The sequence below is a fragment of the Kineococcus gurbantunggutensis genome (genome assembly GCF_050871925.1).
Classification (GTDB): domain Bacteria; phylum Actinomycetota; class Actinomycetes; order Actinomycetales; family Kineococcaceae; genus Kineococcus.
The window spans coordinates 1-4,304 of record NZ_JBJLSG010000261.1 but is presented as its reverse complement, the minus strand read 5'-3'; the positions used below and the strand labels follow the sequence as shown (position 1 = coordinate 4,304).

The window sequence follows — 4,304 nt, the reverse complement described above, 5'->3', positions numbered from 1 at the left end:
CCCCCCCCCCCGCCCCCCCCCCCCCGGCCCGCCGCCCCGGCGCCCCGCGCGCCCCCCCCCCCCCCCCCCCCCCCCCCCCCCCCCGGCCCCCCCCCCCCCCCCCCCCCCCCCCCCCCCCCGCCGCACCGGGGGGCGGTGGAGCCGGGTGAAGAGTAGGCGAGGGCGAGGTGCACGGGGGGTGGACGGCCCGGAGTTCACCGGTCCGTTACACAAAAGGAATGGTGCGGAGCCCCCGGGGTGGGCAGAACGACCTGCCGGCACGACGGAGCCCCGGCACGCTGAGCGTGCCGGGGCTGCGGGGCCGAGCGGTGTCGCGGGCGCTGCCCGCGGCGTGCGGGTCAGGAGCGGTCGTCACCGGCGCTGATGACGGTGGTGGCCACCTCGCGCATCGTCAGGCGCTTGTCCATGGAGGTCTTCTGGATCCAGCGGAAGGCCTCGGGCTCGGTCATGCCGAACTGGGTCTGCAGCTTGGACTTGGCGCGGTCGACGAGCTTGCGGGTCTCGAAGCGGTCGGCGAGGTCGGCGACCTCGTCCTCCAGCGCCATGATCTGCTGGTGCCGGCTGACGGCGATCTCCACGGCGGGCAGCAGGTCGGCGGAGGTGAAGGGCTTGACCACGTACGCCATGGCCCCCGCGTCGCGCGCGCGCTCGACGAGCTCGGCCTGGGAGAACGCGGTCAGCAGCACCACGGGCGCGATGCGCGCCTTGACGATGCGCTCGGCCGCGGAGATGCCGTCGAGCACGGGCATCTTGATGTCCATGACGACCAGGTCGGGCTTGTGCTCCTCGGCCAGGGCGACCGCCTGCTCGCCGTCGCCCGCCTCGCCGACGACGTCGTAGCCGGCCTCCCGGAGCATCTCCACGATGTCGAGGCGGATGATCGCCTCGTCCTCCGCGACGACCACGCGGCGAGCGGTCGAGGACGGGGTCGCGGCGGTGTCGGAAGTGTTGGTCACACGCGCATCCTAGTCGCCCCGCGGCGGCGCCCCGCGGACCCGCCGCCCACCGGCTGCGCCGCGGCGCCCGGTAGGGTGCCCAGCACGTGCCCGGGACCGCCGGCCGGCCCCCCGGGCCGGCAGCGGACCGCCGCACCGGTGCGCCCCGGTAGCCCAACCGGCAGAGGCAGTCGACTCAAACTCGATCCAGTGTGGGTTCGAATCCCACCCGGGGCACCGCGCACCGCCCGCGCCGACGGCGCCCGGTGCGGGCGGGGGGACGGACCGCACCGGTCCGTCCCCCCGCCCGCGCCCGCGGTCCTCAGGCGTACGCCGAGGAGACCCCCGCGGTGGCGTCGCCGATGCGGTGCACGCGCACGGCGTTGGTGGAGCCGACGATCCCCGGGGGGGCACCGGCGACGATGACGACCAGGTCGCCCTCGGAGCAGCGGCCCATCTCGCGCAGCCGGGCGTCCACCGCCTTGACCATCTCGTCGGTGGTGTTGATGAACGGCGCGTGGTGCGCCTCGATGCCCCAGCTGAGCGCCAGGCGCCGGCGGGTGGCCTCGTCGGGGGTGAAGGCCAGCAGCGGGATCGACGAGCGCAGCCGCGACAGGCGGCGGGCGGAGTCGCCCGACTGGGTGAACGTCACCAGCAGCTTGGCGTCCAGCTGCCGGCCGATCTCCGAGGCCGCCAGCGTCACGGCGCCGCCCTTGGTGTGCGGGGTGCTGCCCAGCGGGGCGATCCGCTCGGCGCCGTGGGTCTCGGTGTTCTCGATGATGCGCGCCATGGTGCGCACCGCCTCGTAGGGGAAGGTGCCCACGCTGGTCTCGCCCGAGAGCATCAGCGCGTCCGCGCCGTCGAGCACCGCGTTGGCGCAGTCGGAGGCCTCCGCGCGCGTCGGGCGCGGCGCGCCGATCATCGACTCGAGCATCTGGGTGGCGACGATGACCGGCTTGGCCTGCCGGCGGGCCAGCTCGATGGCGCGCTTCTGGACGAGGGGGACCTCCTCCAGCGGCAGCTCCACGCCCAGGTCGCCGCGCGCGACCATGATGCCGTCGAAGGCGGCGACGACCTCGCGCAGGTTCTGCACGGCCTGCGGCTTCTCCACCTTGGCGATGACCGGGACGGTCACGCCCTCCTCGTCCATGACCGCGTGCACGTCGTCGGCGTCGGCCGCCGAGCGCACGAAGGACAGCGCGACCATGTCCACGCCCAGGCGCAGCGCGAAGCGCAGGTCCTCGACGTCCTTCTCGGACAGGGCCGGGACGCTGACGGCCACGCCGGGCAGGTTGATGCCCTTGTTGTTGCTCACCGGGCCGGGGACGGTGACGCGGGTGACCACCCGCGGGCCCTCCACGGCGGTGACCTGCAGGCCGACCTTGCCGTCGTCGATGAGGATGCTGTCGCCGACGGAGACGTCGCCGGTCAGGCCCTTGTACGTGGTGGAGCACACGTCCCTGGTGCCCACCACGTCCTCGGTGGTGATGGTGAAGACGTCGCCGACGGCGAGGTCGTGGGGGCCGTCGGCGAACCGGCCCAGGCGGATCTTCGGGCCCTGCAGGTCCGCGAGGATGCCCACGGACCGGCCGGTGGCCTCCGCCGCGGCGCGCACCCCCTCGAAGTTGGCCCGGTGGTCGTCGTGGGATCCGTGGCTCAGGTTCATCCGGGCGACGTCCATGCCGGCGTCCACCAGGGCCCGCAACCGCTCGGGGCCGGCCACCGCGGGCCCGAGGGTGCAGACGATCTTCGCTCTGCGCATGACCCGACCCTATGCCGCCACCCGCGCCGCGTGCGCCGCGGGGCGCGGCAGCACCCCGCCGGGTGTGTCCGGCCCCGCCCCGGCCACCCCCGCGCCACCCCCGCGCCACCCGCCCGTCGCGCGCCCGCACGCCGGGTGCGCGGGCGGCGGACCCCGGCGTGCGGGCCGCGGCGCGTGCGTCATGCTGGCCCCCATGACGACGGGAGCGCAGCGGGACGACGTGGTCCTGGGGACCGCGGTGGACCTGGAGATCGACGAGCTGATCGAGGAGGGCGTGGCCGACCTCGAGCACGAGTACGCGGTGTACGTGCGCCTGCACGCGGACGCGGACTGGCCGGGGGACGCGCTGAAGGAGCTCGTGGCGGCCCTGCGCACTGCGCACCCGCGCATCGAGTCGGTCGACGCCCCCGAGCACGACGTGGTCATCAGCGTCGACGGCGACGGCCTGGACGCCGAGAGCGCCGCGCAGCGGGCGCTGGTCAAGGTCGAGGAGGCCGCCGCCGCGCGGGGCCTGGCCGGGCACGCCGCCGACGTGACGGTCATCAGCGACTCGGCCGTGTGGTCCTACGACCGGGAGACCGTCGCGAGCTGGTGAGCCGCCCGGTGCCCGGCGCGCGCCGACGCGCCCCGCCGGGCACCGGGGCACCGGCTGCGGCACGATCGGGACGGGTCGAAGCGGGGCCGTCGGGCGCGCGGGCGCGCGCGGGACTGAGGAGCAGCGGTGCCAGCGGTGGACCACCCCGGCGTCGAGACGGTCGTGCCCGGTTCGTGGGCGGAGCTGCAGGACCTGCTGTTCTCCGAGCCGTGGCCGCAGCGCGCCGGGCGCTACCACTCCAACGTGGTGCACCGCGGCCTGCCGTGCGCCGGGTACGGGCTGCGCACCTCCGTGCAGCGCCTGGGGCGCCTGGAGCGCGAGACGGACCTGCTGCGCAACTTCCGCAAGTACTCGCGCGTGCCGTTCCGGCACCAGGAGAACGACTGGGAGTGGCTGACGCTGGCGCAGCACCACGGCCTGCCCACGCGGATCCTGGACTGGACGTACTCCCCGCTGGTGGCGCTGCACTTCGCCACCGCCGAGGTGGAGCGCCACGACGAGGACGGCGCGGTGTGGAGCGCGGACTTCGTGGCGGTGCACCGGCGGCTGCCGCCGGGGGTGCGCGAGGCGCTGGAGCGCTCGGGCGGCACCGCGTTCACGGTGGAGCTGCTGGGCGAGGTGGCGCCCACCCTGGCGCGCTTCGACGCGCTCGACGAGGAGCCGTTCATGGTGTTCTTCGAGCCGCCGTCGCTGGACGAGCGCATCGTCAACCAGTACGCGAGCTTCTCGGTGGTCTCCTCCCCCGCGCAGCGGCCCGACGAGTGGCTGGCGCGCGCCGAGCCGCCCCTGGTGCGCAAGTTGGTGGTGCCCGCGGCGCTGAAGCGGCAGGTGCGCGAGCGGCTGGACCAGGCCAACGTCACCGAGCGCGTGCTCTTCCCCGGCCTGGACGGGCTCAGCCGCTGGCTGACGCGGTACTACTCCAGCCCGCCGCGGCGCTGACCGGCCGCCACCCCCGCACGCGCAGCGGCCCCGCCGCGCGGGGGCGCGGCGGGGGTGGGCCGGGGCAGCTGCG

4 protein-coding genes and 1 tRNA gene are annotated in these 4,304 nt (G+C 75.6%); 3 read left to right on the top strand and 2 right to left on the bottom strand.

What is annotated here, in order from left to right; genetic code table 11:
• Nucleotides 1-338: 338 nt before the first annotated feature.
• A complete protein-coding gene (locus ACRYR7_RS24615; protein ID WP_432574963.1) occupies nt 339-956 on the bottom strand; it encodes an ANTAR domain-containing response regulator in 618 nt (205 codons plus the stop codon).
• A gap of 142 nt (nt 957-1,098) precedes the next feature.
• Here ACRYR7_RS24615 and ACRYR7_RS24610 point away from each other — a divergent pair.
• Nucleotides 1,099-1,172, top strand: a tRNA-Leu gene (locus ACRYR7_RS24610).
• An 85-nt stretch (nt 1,173-1,257) separates the two neighbouring features.
• Here the strand turns inward: ACRYR7_RS24610 and pyk are convergent.
• Nucleotides 1,258-2,697 (bottom strand): pyruvate kinase, encoded by a 1,440-nt coding sequence (gene pyk, locus ACRYR7_RS24605; RefSeq protein ID WP_432574962.1) that lies wholly within the window; start codon nt 2,695-2,697, stop codon nt 1,258-1,260.
• Nucleotides 2,698-2,890: 193 nt separating this feature from the next.
• Between pyk and ACRYR7_RS24600 the strand changes: the two genes are divergently transcribed.
• Both ACRYR7_RS24600 and ACRYR7_RS24595 read left to right on the top strand, forming a co-directional pair.
• A complete protein-coding gene (locus tag ACRYR7_RS24600; RefSeq protein ID WP_432574960.1) occupies nt 2,891-3,292 on the top strand; it encodes a hypothetical protein in 402 nt (133 codons plus the stop codon).
• A 126-nt stretch (nt 3,293-3,418) separates the two neighbouring features.
• Nucleotides 3,419-4,231, top strand: a complete 813-nt coding sequence (locus ACRYR7_RS24595) for an FRG domain-containing protein (protein WP_432574959.1) — start codon at nt 3,419-3,421, stop codon at nt 4,229-4,231.
• Nucleotides 4,232-4,304: the final 73 nt, after the last annotated feature.

Coding starts and splice junctions, on each gene's coding strand:
- pyk (WP_432574962.1), bottom strand. CDS start 2,697: ATGCGCAGAGCGAAGATCGTCTGCACCCTCGGGCCCGCGGTGGCCGGC.
- ACRYR7_RS24600 (WP_432574960.1), top strand. CDS start 2,891: ATGACGACGGGAGCGCAGCGGGACGACGTGGTCCTGGGGACCGCGGTG.